Origin of the sequence: Tissierella praeacuta DSM 18095, assembly GCF_900128955.1 — a bacterium.
GTDB classification, from domain to species: Bacteria; Bacillota; Clostridia; order Tissierellales; family Tissierellaceae; genus Tissierella; species Tissierella praeacuta.
The window spans coordinates 20388-37760 of sequence record NZ_FQTY01000005.1; the positions used below are offsets into that span (position 1 = coordinate 20388).

The following is a 17373-nucleotide window of genomic DNA, read 5'->3' on the forward strand; positions in this document are numbered from 1 at the left end:
TTTATCTCTCCTTTGAATAACTTCCATATATCTTATAGATTTCATCTGTATATGTTCCATCTTCATTATATACTATTAATGGTTCGTAAAATTTCAAATCAGGTTTACCATTCTTCACTGCCTCTATTAATATTAAATTTGGTTTTTTACATATTTTAGGTTGAATAAATCTTATGTATTTTGGTTCTATATTATATTTTCTAAGTAAATAGATTATATCTACTAATCTATCTGGTCTATGTACCATATAAAATTTTCCAAGAGGCTTTAATAGATATTCTGTAACTTTGATTATATCCTCAAGAGTACAAGCTATTTCATGACGGGATATAGCAAAGTTCTCCTGTGGATTTATTAATGCTCCCCCTAACTTCATATATGGAGGATTTGTTGTAATAGTATCTACTGTATTCTTTCCAAATTTTTCTGGTAACTCCTTTAAATCCATATTTAGGATAATAATCTTTTCTTCTAGATTATTTAATTTTATGGATCTTCTTGCCATGTTTGCTACTTCCTCTTGAATTTCTACACCATAAATTATATCCACTTTATCCTTTGCATATAGCCTCAAAGGTATAATTCCCGTTCCAGTTCCTAAGTCTACTACTTTCCCCTTAGATTTTGCAAAGTGGGATAGGAATATGGCATCAGTTCCATAGGAAAACTTCTCCTTGTTTTGTATTATTTTAAAATCAGATCCTGGAATTATATCTATTCTCTCATTTTCTTTTAACATGACCTTCTCCTTTAACAAAAAAGACCCTTATGGGTCTTTTTTATAAGTACTATTCTGGTTTAGGTGCGTCTACTGGACAAACGTTAGCACATGCACCACATTCAATACATTTTTCAGGGTCTATTACATAAATATCTCCTGCAGATATAGCGTCTACTGGGCATTCTGCTTGGCAAGCGCCACATGCGATACAATCATCATGAATTTTATATGCCAATTATTTCACCCCCTTATTATGCTTGTATATTAATACGATTTCATTTTAACAGATTTCAAGGAATATTAAAAGAGGTTTTAAATTTATTTAATTTTTATTAATCTTCTAAAGACTTAATATCTATTTCTACTTCCTCTATTATTTCATTAACTGATTCTATTACTTTTTCATATGCAGCATCTATTTGTCCAGTATCTTCAATATCCTGTATGTGAAAATATAATAAATCATCTGTATTATCTTTTAATCTTACTTTCACCTTAACCTTTTCAAGTAATGTAAAGGTTTCTACAACTGTTCCCCTTCCCTCGGGAGTAATAACTATAGCACCAATTTGAGGCATTTTCACCAATAGTTCCTCATATACTTCATGCTCATATTTCAAACAACACATAAGTCTTCCGCAAAGTCCTGATATTTTAGTAGGATTTAAAGATAAGGATTGTTCTTTAGCCATTTTTATAGATACAGGCTCAAATTCTCCTAAGAACTGTCCACAACATACTACTTTACCACATGGTCCTATACCACCTACCATTTTTGCTTCATCTCGTACTCCTATTTGTCTAAGTTCTATTCTAGTTTTAAATATAGCTGCTAAATCCTTTACTAATTCTCTAAAATCCACTCTTCCATCAGCAGTAAAATAAAATATTACTTTATTATTATCAAATGTATATTCTACATCCACTAATTTCATAGATAGTCCATGTTCTTCCACTTTTTGCTGACATATTGCAATTGCTTCATTTGCCTTTTTCTTATTCTCTCTATGGATATCAAAGTCTTCATCTAAAGCTACTCTGATAACTTTTTTTAATGGAGCTACTATTTCACTCTCTTGAATTTCCTTTTGTCCTACTACTACATGACCAAATTCTACTCCCCTAGCTGTTTCTACTACTACAAAGTCATTAAATTTAACATCTATATCATCAGGGTCAAAATAATAGATTTTGCCTGCTTTCTTAAACCTCACTCCTACTACTGTTACCATAAATATAATTCCTCCTATATACTTAGAAGCATAGTTTCTATAGATAGACTAAAATTAACATTTCTTTTAATATTTATTTTAGTATCCTCTACTCTATATATTATATCATTAATTTTATTTAAATCCATAAAGGATTCCTCAGATAACATATGGAGTTTGTCTTCATTTATCAATAAGGATGTAGTACCTACTTCTTTATAAATAATTAAATCTCTAAACCAATAGATAATAATATCTAATATTTCATCTATATCTTCCTTGTTTTCATTGAAAAAGTTAATAGAGGTAAAAACCTTTGTCTTATCACCCTTTATTAAACTATCTATTACTCTTATAACTTCCTCTCTTTTATCAAAGAAACTCTTGGACTTAGCTAATTCAATAGAGTTTTCTACAGAGCCTTTTGTAAAACCTGCAATAAACTTAGCCTTAGCTTCATCAACTCCATAGTCTTTTATCAGTAGTTCTATTATCTTAGGAATAGACAATGGATAAAATTTAATTATTTGACATCTTGATAATATTGTAGGAAGTAATTTGCTACTACTAGATGTTATCAAAATAATATTTACATATTCTGGAGGTTCTTCTAAGGTTTTTAACAGGGCATTATGACTTTCTGATCTCATCATATCACAATCATCAATAACAAATACCTTTCTTTTACCTTCAAAGGGTGCAGTTGCCATTGATTTAATTAGCTTTTCAACTTCTTCTTTTTTTATAATACCTTTTTCAGGGGATAAAAGTTTAAAATCTGGATGATTGTAAGTATCAAATTTTATACATTGATTACATATGTTACATGGCTCAGCTTGTCCTTCTTTGCAAAGAAGGGTTTTAGAAAAGGCTAGGGCCAAATTTTTCTTGCCTAAGCCTTTTTCTCCTTCAAATAAATAACAGTGACTAATACTTTTATTTCTTATGGAGTTTTTTAAAGCCTCTATTTGCTTTTCATGTCCAATTATTTGTTTAAAATCCATAATATCCCTCAATCTATATCTTCATATATTTATCTATATCCATTACAAATAAGTTGGCACCCCCAACGGTTATTTCATCATTTCCAGATTTTACTTTCTTACTAGAACATTCTTTTCTTATTAATTCTACTACTTCATCTACTTTATTATCTTCTACACCTATGAAAAGTGTAGTATTTCCTGATTTTAGAAAACCACCTGTTGAGGACAGTTTTGTAGTCCTTATTTTATTTTCCATTAAAGTTCTTATAACTTTTGTAATATATTCATCCTGAATTATAGCAATAATAAGTTTCAAAGAACCCACTCCTTAAATTTTAATATGTTTATCTACGTCAAGTATAAATACTGTCGCTCCTCCAACCTTTACTTCTAAGGGGAATGGTATATAAGTATCTCCTGGCATTGTAACTGTAAGGAGAGATGTTGTAAGTTCCCTAGTCTTGCAGTTTTCCTCTATTATATTTATTGCAGAAGGTAACTCTTCTTCATCTGTTCCTATTAGAAGCGTAGTATTTCCTGATTTTAAAAATCCTCCTGTTGATGATAATTTAGTAACTCTAAATTCTTTCTCTGTTAAATCATCAATTAAAGCTCCTGCATCTTGATCCTGAACTATACATATTATGAGTTTCATCTCTTCACTCCCTTTTCTTAGTTAGTAAATCTTCAACTTCTTTAATACTTTCCCTAAGAACCTCTTCTATTGATTTAGTAGCATCTATAATCTTTATATTCTTTGGGTACATTTTCAAAAGCTCCATATAGCCTTCATAAACTGTTCTATGAAAATCATTACCTTCTTCTTCTAGCCTGTCCCCTCCATTCTGAGTTTTTCTCTCTAGGGTAATTTCTGGGTCAACATGGAAAAAAAGTATTAAATCAGGATACACTCCTTTTATTGCAAAATCATTTATACTCTTTACTTCCTCGATTCCCAAATTTCTTCCTACACCTTGATAAGCTAAACTGGATAGAACAAATCTGTCACACAGTACAATCTTCCCTGATTCTAAAGAAGGTAGTATTTTTTCATGGATATGTTGTCCTCTAGATGCTGCATAGAGTAGGGCTTCTGTTTCAGCTCCCATATTAATATTTTTCTTATCTAGAATAATATGGCGGATTTCTTCTCCTATTAAAGTACCTCCTGGTTCTCTAGTCATTACAAATTCTATGCCCTTATCTTTTAAATAATTCCCTATTAATTTTATTATTGTTGATTTACCTGAGCCATCTGGTCCTTCTAAAGCTATAAAAAGTCCTCTCACCAAATATCTTCCTTTCTTATTCCACTACAACTAATCTATCTTTATTATAGCCCATTAAGCCTACTATTTCTATACCGTTTTCCATTAAGAAAGTAATTTGTTCATATAATTCTTGAGTTATTTCCTCACCTGGCACTACTAATGGTACTCCCGGTGGATATGGAATAATGGAAGTTGCAGATACTTTTCCTATACTGTATTTTAATTCCACTTGTTTTTTACTGCTATGATATGCTTCATATATAGGCATTATAAATTGTGGAGTTGGCAGCTTGATACTAACTGGTGTTATATCTTCATAAGGAGTAGTTCTTGCCAAGTCCTCTACTGCAGCTATTAATCTTTCATAGTCCTCTTCTTCATTCATAAAAGATGTAAGGGCTAAAGCATAATAATAATCGGTCATTTCTAATCTTATATTATATTTAGAATATAATTGCTTCTTTACTTGAGAACCTCTCATACCATCTATTCTAAATAGAATTTTTGTATTATCTTTAGCAAATATTGTCTTATCATTTTCATCACCAGTAAATACAAATACTCTATCTATAGCATTAAGTCTTTTTATTGTTTCTTCACATTTATTTATATTCCACTCTAATTTTTTCCTTGCTTCTTCTGTATCCATATAGGCTGTTGCTATTTCATTTGATGCAGTGAATAAATATGATGGGGAAGTAGTGGTATACAATTGAAATCTATCCCTAAGTTTATTTAAATCCACTCTATTAGTTCCTACATGAATCATTGACGTTTGGGTAAAACTTGCCAGGGTCTTATGTGTGCTGTGAATTACTATATCTGCTCCACAGGCTAAGGCTGGTTTAGGAAGCTTTTCTGAAAATGTCATATGAGGTCCATGAGCTTCGTCAACCATTAATATTCTATTATGTTTGTGAATTATATTTGCTATAGTTTCTAAATCTGAGCATACTCCATAATAGTTGGGATATGTTATAACTACTGCTTTAATCCCTTCATCTTCAGATAAAATATTATCTATTTCATCTGGATCTAAACCAGTCATTACATTGTATTCTTCATTATAATTTGGATACATATATACTGGATTTAGTCTATTTAATATCATGGCATTATATACTGCTTTATGACAGTTTCTCTGAACTAATATTTTATCTCCAGGTTTAGTTATTGTAGCCAAAGCTATATATATGCTTCCAGTTGAACCATTTACTGCATACTGTGTATGTTTTGCACCAAAGACTTTAGATGCTAATTCTTGACTTTCATCTATAATGCTCCTTGGATCCAGCAAATTATCCATTCCTTCTGTCTCTGTTGTGTCTATATAGGGTATATAGTCACCCCAATTAATTAAAGTATTTTTACCTTTATGCCCAGGCATATGAAAAAATACACTATCTTCTTCCATCAATTTCTTTAATGCATCAAATACGGGAGTTTTCATTCCCAAACATCATCCTCCTAACAAAAATAAATTTTCTTATAACGAATAGGAAATTTCTACTTTTCTCTTTTTCATTTTAGAAATTTCCGTCAATGAGTTTCAAGAAAAACTACCTCTAGTACATTTTTAGAAGTTTTTCTTACTTATTATATATCACTTTTATCAATATATAAACCATAAATTTAAAAAACCCTGTATTAATTTACAGGGTTTAGTTGATGCTTTTCTGATATGTAATATCCTAACAAAATTCTAATCAGATTTTTATATAAATCATAGGTTTCATCAAATACAGATATGCCTGTAATTTCATCTATGCATTTTTTACAAATGCATTGGCTAAATAAACTTATCATTACATTATCACTGCCACATATTTTACAATACATATAATCAGCCCCTTACATTAGTTTCCCATTAGAATTATTGCCCTAATACTATATTTTATTCAGATTAATTTATTTCGTGCTTGGCAAGGGGTAAGTATTAAAAATAAAAAACCCATAAAGAAAACTCCTTATGGGTCATTATATTATTCTTCAGATTCAATTACATCTGGTGCTGCTTCCGTTGCCTCTGGTATATCTCCACCCTCATCTTCATCTTCTTTATTTATGGATGGTTGGCTTAGTGTACAAACTACATCATCAAGCTCTCTTAATATTGTAACTTTACTATCCTTAGCCAAACTTAAATCTTTCACCATAATTGGCGTTGTAAAATCCATGTCTGCCACGTCAACTTCTGCACCATTTGGAATATTAGAAGGTAAACATTCAATTTCAATTTGATCTAGTATTTGAGTTAGAATTGAAGGTTGAAGTTTTATATTGTCCCTATTAAGCAATACAATTGGAACAGTCATTTTTACCTTTTCATCCATATTTAATTTTTGGAAATCAACATGAAGTATTCGATTTTTTACAGGATCTCGTTGTATTTCTTTTATAATAGCTGGTATTTTTTCACCTTCTAATTCCAATCCCAATAAAGATGAACTTCCTGCTGATTTATATACTCTTAAAAATTCTGATGAGTCTACTGAAACGCTAACAGTTTCTCCACCCCTGCTATATACAACTGCAGGTATAACATTATTTTTTCTCATTTTTTTTACTGGATTTTTTCCAGAATCTGTCCTCTTCTGTATCTGCATTTTTATAGCTGTCATGTAATATACCCCCTATTCTTTTTATAGTATACCTTAATAGCATATCATATTCTGATTATTTGGGCAAATATTAACCATGTATATTTATTATATCATCATTTGAAGTACTAATAATAATATTACTCCCGGAACTCCTAGGAATCCTACTATAATAGCATTTAAGGGATTAATAACTATGCTTAGTCCAAAGTAATTTCCTATGAAATTGAAAAGTAATAATGTTATTCCTCCTAAAACTCCATTCCATATTAATTTGATTATTTTCTTAATTGGCCATACAAGTATAATTCCTACAATATATAATAAAAACAATCCCATGATATAATAAAAAATTGTACTTACTCCCATTTTCTTCCCCCCTAATTCTTATTATACTATAATTATAGAGGAATTTAAGGAAATATTACATATTTTTGTACTAGCCACTAATAGAAATATCTTCATCTTTTGATTCTTCTTGGAGTTTAGAACTCATGTCCCATTCCTTCATCTGCTTTAATAAATATATATATTTAAGTTTGGATGCTTCCATATCATATATAGCATAATCTATTAAATCTGGATCTGTAACACTTTCAAAGTAGTTTTCTTTATCTTTCCATTGTCTATGTGCCAATCTCAAATTATCTAACATTTCTTCTCTTAAATCTCTTTTTTCCTTCTTTATAAAACTTAACATAATAACACCCCCTAATATTTATCATTGACAAAAACTAGGGGGTATATACCTCTATCTCCAAACTGAAACTTTATTTCTTCCATATCTTTTGGATAAATAAAGAGCAGCATCTGCATAATTAAAGAATTCATTTATATTTATTCCATCCTTGGGAATCATACTTGTTACACCAATACTTGCAGTTTGAAATTCTCCTATTGGTGAATACTGATGCTCTATTCTGGCATTATTTATAGCTACTAAGATATTATTTCCTGCCTCTTCTGCCTTGGTAATATCCAAGTTAGGGAATAAAATCACAAACTCATCTCCCCCATATCTGCAAACATAGCCTCCATGTTTCGAGGATTCCTTTTCTAAAATTTCTCCTATGCTTTTTAACATATTGTCTCCTGCAAAATGTCCATAATTATCATTGAATTCTTTGAAATAATCTAAGTCTATAAGCATTAAAGACATATTTTGTCCATACATTTTTGCCCTTTCCCACAGTTCTATAAATATTTGATTAAATTTTCTTCTATTAAATACATGAGTAAGATCATCAATTCCAGAAAGATGTGCTTCTTTCTTTAAATCATTATGTACTTTTTTCATATAACAATACAAGGAAAAAGATAACAATCCAACCATGAAGTTTACTATTATATTAATCCTTATTACTTCCTTATATTTATCTCTTGTCTTTTTAAGTTCTTTTATGTCCATATCAATACCTATTAATCCGATATAGTTACCTTCAACTGTATAAAATGGAATATAAGCATAAATATATTCTCCCCATTTATTTTTTGCTATTTTATAAGATGGAATCTTTGTTTTTTCAACTTCCTTAAATAATCCATCAGACATATCATATCTAATTATATCATCATAATAGTTCCTATCCTTTGCTTCTTTTATTCTTGTTTCCATATTACAAACTGCATCTAGTAAATAAATAACTTCTTTACCATATTTCTTTTCATTTTCTTCTAATCGAGATATTAAATATACATATTTATAATCAGAAATATCCATTACATTTTTAAGAGTTTTTTCAAACTCTTTGTTTATTTCACTATCTAATAATTCTCTAAAGGTAATTGACTTTAAATACAGGTATTCCTCATTACTTAATTTTACTGTATTAGCAATGTATGTGCCTAAAGTAATAGCATTATTGCCTATTTCATTCTCTACATAGGAATACATTTGATAATTTGAATAGATAATTACAACTATAAATATAAAAACCCATAATGATATAAGTATTTTAAAGCAGGTTTTAATATTATCATATTTTTTCAATCTCAATTCTTCCATATTTTCACTCATCACCTTTAAATATATTAGATATAAGAGCTGACTTTAATTATACCATATCTTAGGTATTTAGTCCTATTTTTTATTTCTTTTTTGCATTAATCTGAATTTTTTACTAAATAAATTCCTCGGTTCTTATATTAACATAATCTTCACAACTGTTTTTTCATATGATATAGTATTTATGTTATAATTAAATGGACATTTATAGTTTAAAGCAGGTGGAAGATACAATGAAAAGAAAAGCAGCAATGAAAAAATCGACATTATATATTATTTATTTTGGTATAGCTACTAAAATCTTATCCTTTATTAAAGAAATCCTTACTGCATCAAAAATAGGAGCCAACTATAAGATGGACTCCTATTTATTAGCCTTTAGTACAGTTATGCTTTTCACAGGGCTTGTAAGTGATGGGATAATCATTGGAACTATACCTTTATTGCAAGAAATACAGGAACGACATGGAATAGAAAGAAAAGTAAATTATACTAATAATTTAATAAATATTACAATGCTATTTTCTTTCATTATCATTCTAATAGGATTTATAGGAGCCCCTTTTATTATTGAAGTCTTCGGTCCAGGCTTTAAGGGAGAAGAATTAAAGGATACAATTCAATTATTTAGAATAGGTCTTCCAATTATCTCTCTGTCTTGGTTAAACGCAATATTTGGTGGATTTTTGCAATCAGTACATTCTTTTAAGGGGGGTCCTAAGGGAAGGTTTGCAAGTAGTATTTTATATATAATCTATTTATTGTTTTTTGCAAAGACTTTTGCACTAAAGGGTTTTATGCTTGTTGGAACCATAGCAGGTGTCTTCCAAATATATATATTTAGAAAAGGACTTAGAGCAAATGAATTTAAATATAGTTGGCAGTTTGATTTAAAGGATAAATATATAAAGAAATTAAGATATTATCTGATTCCCATAATTGCTGGTGTTGGAATTAATGAACTAAATACCTCCATTGATAATGCAGTAGCATCTACACTTTCTGTAGGTAATATTGCTGAGCTAAGCTATGCAAAAGGAATAATGGAACTATTCTTAGGAGTGTTTATTGCTGCTATAGTTACAGTTATATTTCCTATACTATCTGAAACTTATAATAAAGATGATGAGGAAGATTTTAGAAATGAAATAAGGAATGGAATGAAACTCTTAACAATTATATCAATACCTGTATCTATTATATTGATAATTATGTCAAAACCAATAGTTAAAATCATCTTTCAAAGAGGTGCTTTTGATGTAAATGCATCAATTTTAACATCAAAGGTATTATCATATTATGGCTTTGGATTAGTAGCTATGGCGATTATCCCATTAATTGCAAGAGCTTATTATTCAATTCAAGATATGAAAACTCCTGTGATTATTGGTTTAACTGCACTGGTTATAAATACAATCCTAAATTTATCACTTGCTCCGATTATGGGGATTGGCGGAATTGCATTAGGTACGAGTATTTCTATTATAGTAGCTCTATTATATGGGGTTTTTGATTTAAATCGAAAACTATTTATTATAGAAAATGAAAATTTAAAAAACATCACACTTAAAATTGGATTTACAACCGTAATTATGGCAGGAACCGTATTCTTAACTCATATTATAATCTCAGCACTATTAGATAATTTATTTTTAGCAGATATAATAGATATAGTATTATCTACTATTATTGGAATAATTGTATATATTGGCGTATATAAAATTTTACCTTCAAAGGTATAAAAGCTAAAATATATATTTTGTATTGATCAAAAATGGACAAGACAGCTAATCCTTGTCCATTTATCTAGTTAATTCATTTGCCCAAATACTATTTTCAATTAATGAATTTAATTGCATCTCAGAGGATTTGCCAAATGAAAGCCTATCTATCATAGCATTTGCTGCGGGATGGTAATATTGTCCTCTTTCTTCCGCTTCCTTACCTGCGTTTTTAGCTTTTTCTATTATAGTTAAATCTTTTAATCGCATTTCATGTGGTATAGGATTTAATAACAATGTTCTCCCCTTTAAAGGTTGCCCATCATATTTTCCTGTAATTTTTATGGGCTTACCAGTTAACATAAAACCATCTATAGTATCTGTATCTTTTCCCCATATGCTGACATTATGTTCTAATAGCCATTTAATAGTCCCCTCTATATCTATAACATCCTTTGGTGAAGTGGCTATCAATGTTATATCCATAGTTGCTATGGCAGGTAAATCTGCACATAGTTCTTCTCCTACAATATCTCCAATTCCACCCATTCCAGCAGTTACAGCAATATGAATTCCTTTTTCCCTTGCTGCCATCATAGTCCCAGATGCAGTTAAAGCACCACTTATACCATTATTACAGGATTCCATAAAGATATCCTTATCTATACGTATCAATTCCTCAGCCCTATTTCTAAAGCCAATAAATTCTTTTATATTACCTATTATTATTTCTCCTCTATCAACCCAAGCTATACACCTATGCTCCCAGGGCCATAATTCAACAAGGGTTTCATTATCAATGGATTTTAATCCGTGGGTCAATAAAGCAGTTTCTACAAGAAATTTAGTTTCTATATTCATTAAATCTTCACTTCCTTAAACTAATATTATTGATTTGAATCCGTTATTAACTGCAATTGATTTTAATTTCTCCATTTCCTCATCATCAGGAGGCTCATGGTTTGAAAACTCCTGACGTACTCCAAAGGGGCTATATCTTGTTATCCTATATCTAATATCTTGACTTTCTAAATATGGCTGCAAAAGTTTTGTTATACTATCTATAGTTTCATAATTATTAATGCCTTTAATCACTACCGTTCTAATTTCATATAGCTTACCTAAACCAGCTAAATACTTAGCATTTTTAATAACTACATCATTATATTGTTTTGTAATATAAAAATGTTCATCCCTATCAATGGCCTTTATATCCAGAATAAATTTATCAGCTGTTTCTACTAACTCTTTTTCCTCTGATAAATCCCCCCCTCCGTTTGTATCTACAAAATTAGTTAGACCTATTTTATGAGTTTCTTTAAATAGCTCTACTAAAAACTTAGCTTGGAGAGTACATTCGCCGCCACTGGTTGTAATTCCTTTGATAAATGGTCTATTGTACTCTATTCTTTTCATAATATCTTCTACAGTCATATTATATATTTTAGGTGATGCATCATATTTACATGAAGACCATTTTTAAGTCTTTCAAGATCAGATTTTTTAACCAAATATCCACTTACTCTAACTAAATCCCCATCCTGCCTATAGGCTGAAAGATACCTTGCCCCAACTTCAAAGCCACCTTTAAATATATCTAAAATAGCCTCAGGATTATTTATTGCAGTACTGTCACCGGATAATTGCTAAAGGACGGTACATGATGATAAAATATTAGCAGTGAATTTATTGCTTCCGTTAAAGTCTCAGCTGGCTTTAACCTTAGAAAATCACAACCTTCCTCTAAAAGTTTTTCATAATTTGGCAGTATATATCGGGGAGTAAATGTGGCATGTCCTTCTCAAATAATTCAAAGTATTCTTCATCAACCCCTTCTGGATATGGAAGTTGATTTTCTGCTATTTTTGCTAATCTTGATACTATCTGTTCATAGGTTAAGCTAGGGTTTTTTATCTCCTTTAGAACATCTGCTTTTGTTTCATCTATATTTTTATATATCAATATCTACACCTCCATCTATTGATTATCTATTATAGGCTTCCTGCTAAAATTCTTTAAATTGCTAATTATTAATACTAAAATGACTACTACAAATGGCATCATCTGCAATAACTGAGTAGGTACTCCAAATGATGTCAATGTAAGGGTTATTGCATTTGTATAAGCAAACAACATACCTATAAGGGCAGCTTTTAATGGATTTCCCTTCCCCACAAGTATAGCAGCAAAGGCTAAAAAACCACGACCTGCTGTCATATTTTCAGAAAACATACTTAATCCTGATAAGGGCATATATGCCCCTCCTAATCCTGACATTACACCCATAATAATCAATGCTAACCATCTATACTTTAATATATTTACTCCAGAGGTCTGAGCTCCTACCTCGTTAATTCCAATACCTCTAAGTCTTAGACCAAAGGGAGTCTTATACATGATTATAGTTCCAATTAATATGGAGATATAAGCTATATATACAAGTATAATTTGATTGTTTAAGACCTTATTGACGTATGGGATTAATCTTAAAACAGGTATATCTATAGGTTGAAAATTTACAATTTGAGGACTATGAAAGAAACCCCTTACTTTAAATATTTTAGTTAATAACAAGGTAGTCATTGCCCATGACCCAAAATTAAGTGCTATACTTACAATCATTGGATTTGCATTAAAATGAAGGACAAATATACCAAAAACTGCAGCAAGAATTACCCCCGCAAGAATAGCAAGAAAAGTACCTATATATGGACTTCCCCATAAATAACTTCCCCATGCAGCAAAAAATGCTGCTGAAAGCATAAAACATTCAAAGGCAATACAAAATGTTCCCGTTTGCTTACTAAATGAGCCACCTATACTGGTCAATATAATTGGAGTACTCAATCTAAATGTAGCTGACCATGTTACAGTTCCAAATAAGATCTCCATTATAGTCAACATATTGAAGAGCCTCCTTTATAATTAATTTTCTTTGACTTTATCTTCTCTTTCCATTTATTAAATAAATTATCATAATCAATAGAAACAAATAATACAAATAACATTTGAATTATAATGACTACAAGTCTATTTAATGTAGTCATTCGTTCCATATGCAATGCTCCTTGTTTAAGAGCCCCCCATATAATTGATACAATTATTACTGCTATTGGGTTGTTATTTGCTACACGGGTTATCATTATCCCATCCCAACCTAAATTATTACTGAAATTAGGTGTAAATCTATAATAGGAACCAGTTACCTCTATACCTCCACCCATTCCAGATATTAACCCTGATATTAAAAAAACAAGTATAAATGATTTGTTAATATTTACTCCACCCATTCTTGCAAAATTTATATTATGTCCTATTTGAGTAAATTCATATCCTTCTAAGGTATATTTATAAATAAATGCTATTAATACCAAAATCCCCAAAGCTATAAATATTCCTGTATTGGCAGTAGTACCTTTAATGATTGTAGACAGTCTGGCAGTCTTAAATATCTGAGGCGTTGTTATAGATGCAGAGCCATTAGCAGATTGCTGACCTCCCATTATGACCCACATGGTTATATATTCCGTTAAATATTTTGCTATGAAATTAAGTATTAGAGTTGTTACAAGTTCATTGATTTTAAAATACATTCGGATCAATGCTGGTATTAACGCATATAACATTCCCACTATAGATGCAGCTAACAAACACGCTATTATATGTAATCCATGAGGTAATTCCAAGGAATATCCAATTATTGCCGCTGATAAGGCTCCCATATATAGCTGTCCTTCAATACCTAAGTTGGAAACCCCTGATTTAAAGGCAACTGTAGCCGCTCCTCCTACCATTAGGCTAGATATAACCCATCGAATTGTATTCCCTATATTTATCTTGCTTCCAAAGGCACCTTCTATAATATATCCTACGGCTTCCAGAGGATTTTCTCCTTGGACAGCAATTAGAATACATCCAAATAAAAGTGTTAATATAATAGATATACTATATCTAAATATAGTTCCATTCACTTCCCGACTCATCTTAAATTTCATAGACTTCACCACCTAGCATCATAAGACCTATCTGCTCTTCTGTTAAGGCTCTGCTGTTTTTATGTTCAATTATTGATCCATTATACATTACTAATATCCTATCAGAAAGCTGCATTACTTCATTGAGTTCATGACTAATTAATAATATCCCCACTCCTTCTTTTGCCATCTCAATTATTCTCTTCCATATAAATTCAACTGAACCAACATCAATTCCTCTAGTGGGGTCTTCAATAATCAGTATCTTCTGCTCCTGTAAAAATTCACGTCCCACTAAAAGTTTCTGTACATTACCTCCAGAAAGGATTTTTACCTTATCCTCTATACTTTGAACTTTTACTGCATAGTCATCAATTATTTGGTTGGTAAATATATTTATATCTTTATAATCAAGTAAATGCTTAGTCTTAAAACCTTTGGCTCTATGGTAACCCATTATTGCATTTTCCCATATAGTCCCTTCTTTATTAGTACCTACAGAAGATCTGTCTTGAGCAATATAACCCATTCCCATCTTACGCCTTTTAGCTATTGTATTATCTATTACATTTTCTCTACAAAATAGTATTTCTCCATCTTTATTATAGTTTGATAGACCAACCAATGCTGATACTAGCTCTGTTTGCCCTGAACCAGCTATTCCAGATATACCTACTATCTCTCCTTCATGTACATTAAAACTCACATTTTTAACTCTTGTTACTCCTGAAGAATCTTTAACTGATAAATTTCTAACCTCTAGCACTGTATCTCCAATTTTAGGTTCTGGTTTATCAACTTGCAATATGACTTCTCTGCCAACCATAAGTCTGGCTAATTCTAATTCATTTGTATCCTTGGCTGACAAAGTCCCTGTCACTCGACCATTTTTTAAAACTGTAATATCATCGGCAATTTCCAGTACCTCTTTCAATTTATGGGTTATGAGTATTATCGTTTTCCCTTGAGCAATTAAAAATCTTACGGCATTAAATAGGCCTTCTACTCCCTGTGGGGTTAATACAGATGTCGGTTCATCTAATATTATAATATCTGCATTTCTATATAAAACCTTTATAATCTCTACCTGCTGTAAAGAAGCAACTGGTAATTCATCGACCTTCGCATCAATAGAGATATTGAATTTATATTTTTTACATATCTCTTCCACTCTTCTTCTAGATTTCTTATAATCTATAAAGATTCCTTTTTTCTCTTCAAATCCCATTATTATATTATTCAGAACTGTCATCTCAGGAAAAACCATAAACTCCTGATATACCATTCCTATTCCATGTCGAACTGCATCTAAAGGATTCTTAAAATTTACCAACTCTCCATGAACATATATCTGTCCGCTGTCGGGACTTTGAATATTGGTTAAGATATTCATCAAAGTACTTTTCCCAGCACCATTTTCTCCAATTAATGCATGTACTGTACCTTGTCTGACTTTAAAGGTAATATTGTCATTAGCCTGCAAATCCTTAAATTTTTTATTAATATTATGCATTTCCAATACAAATTTATCTTTATTCATATCCCTATCTCCTTGATATGCAAATATAGGAACGATTAAACGTTCCTATATTTAAAAAATATTATTAATAATTTAGTCTATATTGTTCAAATCCCTCATAAACGTCTATCTTACCACTCTTAATATCATCAATTAATTGTTTAACTCTTGCTAATAATTCCTCTGGAATATTCTTTTCATCTCTTTCATCATAAACAGAGCCACCTGAACTTAGGTCGAAATCCACTGATGTTTCGAACTCTTTTCCTGCCCCATGATCTTCAGCTAATGATATAACTGCAACATCCATTGATTTAACTGCTGACCAAAATACAGCTGGGTCTATATCTCCTTGCCAGTCATCAACACCGATGACTTTGATACCTGCTTCTGCACAGGCAGATATTACTCCAGGTCCTCCTAAATATGCACTTTGATATATAATATCTACATCATTGTTTTGAATCATTGTTTTAGCTGTTTCTTGTCCTTTAACTGGGTCAAATGGATCTCCTGTAAAGGCAGAGATTACGGATTTACCATTGTTAGCATAGTTAACACCTGCTGTATATCCATCACGGAATCTCTGAACCTTTAGAGTATCCTTATGTCCAATCCAACCAACTATGTCTTTTTCAGTCATATTTGCAGCTACATAGCCTGCTACAAAGGATGATTCAAATGGGTCAACAGATACACTTGTTGCATTTTTCTTATCATGTTCCATATAAGTATCTAACATAAATATATGAAGATCTGGATAGTTTTCTGCTAATTCATCAGAAAGCTCCAGTGCTACATTGCTCAACTCATCAAACATAGTAAACATAGCTGTATATCCTTGAGCTGCCATTGCTCTAATTTGTTCGGGATATTCAGATGCTTCTGACACTTCAATTGCCTTAACTTCCCAGCCTTTTTTCTCTAATTCTTGAAATCCGCTCCAGATTAAATCTGTAAAATCATTTCCCAATGGTGTTGTTGTTATTAAACATGCTTTTTTAGCAATTCCATCTTTACTTTCTTCACCATTTTCTTCTCCTGTAGTTTCTGGTTTTCCTTGATCTACAACTGCTGGTTCTGCATCTTTTTTTGTACATGCTGTCATTGTGACTACCATCATAATTGCCATAATTAAACTAAGTAATCTTTTCACTTGTATCTCCCTTTCTTTTTAACTTAATAATCTAATCTTTAAAAGGATTTTTTAGATAAAGTATAAGCAAACCTTACTTATCTGATTTAATTAGTAATTCATTTACTAATTAAATTTTATCTGCATATCCTTATATAAAGCTTTTCTTATCTTCATAAAAATAATCCTCAACATTTTGTCGAGGTTATATTTTTATAACTTTGATTATT

The 17373-nt window shown here is 30.8% G+C and carries 23 protein-coding genes; 1 reads left to right on the forward strand and 22 read right to left on the reverse strand.

The genetic code is table 11. The features are described 5' to 3' along the window. Nucleotide 1: 1 nt before the first annotated feature. The 13 genes from BUB33_RS07115 to BUB33_RS07175 all read right to left on the reverse strand — a co-directional run bounded on the left by BUB33_RS07115 (nucleotide 2) and on the right by BUB33_RS07175 (nucleotide 8806). On the reverse strand, nucleotides 2-739 hold the full coding sequence (locus tag BUB33_RS07115) for a tRNA1(Val) (adenine(37)-N6)-methyltransferase (RefSeq protein ID WP_072974847.1): 738 nt from the start codon (nucleotides 737-739) through the stop codon (nucleotides 2-4). Nucleotides 740-788: 49 nt separating this feature from the next. Further along, nucleotides 789-956 carry a DUF362 domain-containing protein gene (locus tag BUB33_RS07120; protein ID WP_072974850.1) on the reverse strand — a complete coding sequence of 56 codons (168 nt, stop codon included), beginning with the start codon at nucleotides 954-956 and terminating at the stop codon, nucleotides 789-791. A gap of 97 nt (nucleotides 957-1053) precedes the next feature. Continuing rightward, nucleotides 1054-1953 carry a PSP1 domain-containing protein gene (locus BUB33_RS07125; protein WP_072974851.1) on the reverse strand — a complete coding sequence of 300 codons (900 nt, stop codon included), beginning with the start codon at nucleotides 1951-1953 and terminating at the stop codon, nucleotides 1054-1056. A 14-nt stretch (nucleotides 1954-1967) separates the two neighbouring features. Further along, nucleotides 1968-2936 (reverse strand): DNA polymerase III subunit delta', encoded by a 969-nt coding sequence (holB, locus tag BUB33_RS07130; protein WP_072974854.1) that lies wholly within the window; start codon nucleotides 2934-2936, stop codon nucleotides 1968-1970. A 13-nt stretch (nucleotides 2937-2949) separates the two neighbouring features. Continuing rightward, nucleotides 2950-3234 (reverse strand): cyclic-di-AMP receptor, encoded by a 285-nt coding sequence (locus BUB33_RS07135; RefSeq protein WP_072974857.1) that lies wholly within the window; start codon nucleotides 3232-3234, stop codon nucleotides 2950-2952. 12 nt (nucleotides 3235-3246) lie between these two features. After that, nucleotides 3247-3573: a cyclic-di-AMP receptor gene (locus BUB33_RS07140; RefSeq protein ID WP_072974860.1), complete on the reverse strand. Its 327-nt coding sequence runs from the start codon at nucleotides 3571-3573 to the stop codon at nucleotides 3247-3249. A gap of 4 nt (nucleotides 3574-3577) precedes the next feature. Further along, a complete protein-coding gene (gene tmk / locus BUB33_RS07145) occupies nucleotides 3578-4207 on the reverse strand; it encodes a dTMP kinase (protein ID WP_200778155.1) in 630 nt (209 codons plus the stop codon). Between the two features lie 16 nt (nucleotides 4208-4223). Then, nucleotides 4224-5639, reverse strand: coding sequence for an aminotransferase class I/II-fold pyridoxal phosphate-dependent enzyme (locus BUB33_RS07150; RefSeq protein WP_072975215.1), 1416 nt, complete (start codon nucleotides 5637-5639; stop codon nucleotides 4224-4226). A gap of 197 nt (nucleotides 5640-5836) precedes the next feature. After that, nucleotides 5837-6028, reverse strand: coding sequence for a sigma factor G inhibitor Gin (locus BUB33_RS07155; protein ID WP_072974864.1), 192 nt, complete (start codon nucleotides 6026-6028; stop codon nucleotides 5837-5839). 143 nt (nucleotides 6029-6171) lie between these two features. After that, on the reverse strand, nucleotides 6172-6810 hold the full coding sequence (locus BUB33_RS07160; RefSeq protein ID WP_072974866.1) for a 50S ribosomal protein L25: 639 nt from the start codon (nucleotides 6808-6810) through the stop codon (nucleotides 6172-6174). An 87-nt stretch (nucleotides 6811-6897) separates the two neighbouring features. After that, entirely contained in the window at nucleotides 6898-7158 is a 261-nt protein-coding gene (locus tag BUB33_RS07165) for a pro-sigmaK processing inhibitor BofA family protein (RefSeq protein ID WP_072974869.1), read from the reverse strand. 70 nt (nucleotides 7159-7228) lie between these two features. Beyond that, a complete protein-coding gene (locus BUB33_RS07170) occupies nucleotides 7229-7489 on the reverse strand; it encodes a DUF2508 family protein (RefSeq protein WP_072974871.1) in 261 nt (86 codons plus the stop codon). 51 nt (nucleotides 7490-7540) lie between these two features. Next, entirely contained in the window at nucleotides 7541-8806 is a 1266-nt protein-coding gene (locus BUB33_RS07175) for a GGDEF domain-containing protein (protein WP_115322111.1), read from the reverse strand. Between the two features lie 221 nt (nucleotides 8807-9027). Between BUB33_RS07175 and murJ the strand changes: the two genes are divergently transcribed. Further along, complete coding sequence (gene murJ, locus BUB33_RS07180; protein ID WP_072974875.1) at nucleotides 9028-10536, forward strand: murein biosynthesis integral membrane protein MurJ; 1509 nt, start codon at nucleotides 9028-9030, stop codon at nucleotides 10534-10536. Nucleotides 10537-10596: 60 nt separating this feature from the next. On the opposite strand, the gene BUB33_RS07185 is transcribed toward murJ, so the two are convergent. From BUB33_RS07185 to BUB33_RS07225, 9 genes are all read right to left on the reverse strand, one after another. Continuing rightward, entirely contained in the window at nucleotides 10597-11376 is a 780-nt protein-coding gene (locus BUB33_RS07185) for a pseudouridine-5'-phosphate glycosidase (RefSeq protein ID WP_072974877.1), read from the reverse strand. A gap of 15 nt (nucleotides 11377-11391) precedes the next feature. Continuing rightward, a complete protein-coding gene (locus tag BUB33_RS07190; RefSeq protein WP_268807672.1) occupies nucleotides 11392-11958 on the reverse strand; it encodes a radical SAM protein in 567 nt (188 codons plus the stop codon). Continuing rightward, nucleotides 11946-12137, reverse strand: coding sequence for a glycyl radical enzyme domain-containing protein (locus BUB33_RS16895; RefSeq protein WP_084725258.1), 192 nt, complete (start codon nucleotides 12135-12137; stop codon nucleotides 11946-11948). The genes BUB33_RS07190 and BUB33_RS16895 overlap by 13 nt, the downstream gene beginning before the upstream one ends. Beyond that, entirely contained in the window at nucleotides 12134-12286 is a 153-nt protein-coding gene (locus BUB33_RS16580) for a glycyl radical enzyme domain-containing protein (RefSeq protein ID WP_084725284.1), read from the reverse strand. Before BUB33_RS16580 ends, BUB33_RS16895 begins: the two co-directional genes overlap by 4 nt. Beyond that, on the reverse strand, nucleotides 12259-12477 hold the full coding sequence (locus tag BUB33_RS16585) for a hypothetical protein (protein ID WP_072974881.1): 219 nt from the start codon (nucleotides 12475-12477) through the stop codon (nucleotides 12259-12261). Before BUB33_RS16585 ends, BUB33_RS16580 begins: the two co-directional genes overlap by 28 nt. Nucleotides 12478-12492: 15 nt before the next feature. Then, entirely contained in the window at nucleotides 12493-13419 is a 927-nt protein-coding gene (locus tag BUB33_RS07210) for an ABC transporter permease (RefSeq protein WP_084725260.1), read from the reverse strand. Further along, the gene (locus BUB33_RS07215; protein WP_072974883.1) at nucleotides 13413-14510 is read right to left on the reverse strand and encodes an ABC transporter permease; all 1098 of its coding nucleotides are present in this window, start codon (nucleotides 14508-14510) and stop codon (nucleotides 13413-13415) included. Before BUB33_RS07215 ends, BUB33_RS07210 begins: the two co-directional genes overlap by 7 nt. Further along, a complete protein-coding gene (locus BUB33_RS07220; protein WP_072974885.1) occupies nucleotides 14500-16029 on the reverse strand; it encodes an ABC transporter ATP-binding protein in 1530 nt (509 codons plus the stop codon). Before BUB33_RS07220 ends, BUB33_RS07215 begins: the two co-directional genes overlap by 11 nt. A gap of 64 nt (nucleotides 16030-16093) precedes the next feature. Then, nucleotides 16094-17164, reverse strand: coding sequence for a BMP family ABC transporter substrate-binding protein (locus BUB33_RS07225; RefSeq protein WP_072974887.1), 1071 nt, complete (start codon nucleotides 17162-17164; stop codon nucleotides 16094-16096). Nucleotides 17165-17373 lie beyond the last annotated feature (209 nt).

Bases quoted from the DNA above. Each gene is read 5' to 3' on its own strand.
- BUB33_RS07115 (WP_072974847.1), bottom strand. From the start codon at position 739: ATGTTAAAAGAAAATGAGAGAATAGATATAATTCCAGGATCTGATTTT.
- BUB33_RS07125 (WP_072974851.1), bottom strand. From the start codon at position 1,953: ATGGTAACAGTAGTAGGAGTGAGGTTTAAGAAAGCAGGCAAAATCTAT.
- holB (WP_072974854.1), bottom strand. From the start codon at position 2,936: ATGGATTTTAAACAAATAATTGGACATGAAAAGCAAATAGAGGCTTTA.
- BUB33_RS07140 (WP_072974860.1), bottom strand. From the start codon at position 3,573: ATGAAACTCATAATATGTATAGTTCAGGATCAAGATGCAGGAGCTTTA.
- BUB33_RS07150 (WP_072975215.1), bottom strand. From the start codon at position 5,639: ATGAAAACTCCCGTATTTGATGCATTAAAGAAATTGATGGAAGAAGAT.
- BUB33_RS07155 (WP_072974864.1), bottom strand. From the start codon at position 6,028: ATGTATTGTAAAATATGTGGCAGTGATAATGTAATGATAAGTTTATTT.
- BUB33_RS07160 (WP_072974866.1), bottom strand. From the start codon at position 6,810: ATGACAGCTATAAAAATGCAGATACAGAAGAGGACAGATTCTGGAAAA.
- BUB33_RS07165 (WP_072974869.1), bottom strand. From the start codon at position 7,158: ATGGGAGTAAGTACAATTTTTTATTATATCATGGGATTGTTTTTATTA.
- BUB33_RS07170 (WP_072974871.1), bottom strand. From the start codon at position 7,489: ATGTTAAGTTTTATAAAGAAGGAAAAAAGAGATTTAAGAGAAGAAATG.
- BUB33_RS07175 (WP_115322111.1), bottom strand. From the start codon at position 8,806: ATGAGTGAAAATATGGAAGAATTGAGATTGAAAAAATATGATAATATT.
- murJ (WP_072974875.1), top strand. From the start codon at position 9,028: ATGAAAAGAAAAGCAGCAATGAAAAAATCGACATTATATATTATTTAT.
- BUB33_RS07185 (WP_072974877.1), bottom strand. From the start codon at position 11,376: ATGAATATAGAAACTAAATTTCTTGTAGAAACTGCTTTATTGACCCAC.
- BUB33_RS07210 (WP_084725260.1), bottom strand. From the start codon at position 13,419: ATGTTGACTATAATGGAGATCTTATTTGGAACTGTAACATGGTCAGCT.
- BUB33_RS07215 (WP_072974883.1), bottom strand. From the start codon at position 14,510: ATGAAATTTAAGATGAGTCGGGAAGTGAATGGAACTATATTTAGATAT.
- BUB33_RS07220 (WP_072974885.1), bottom strand. From the start codon at position 16,029: ATGAATAAAGATAAATTTGTATTGGAAATGCATAATATTAATAAAAAA.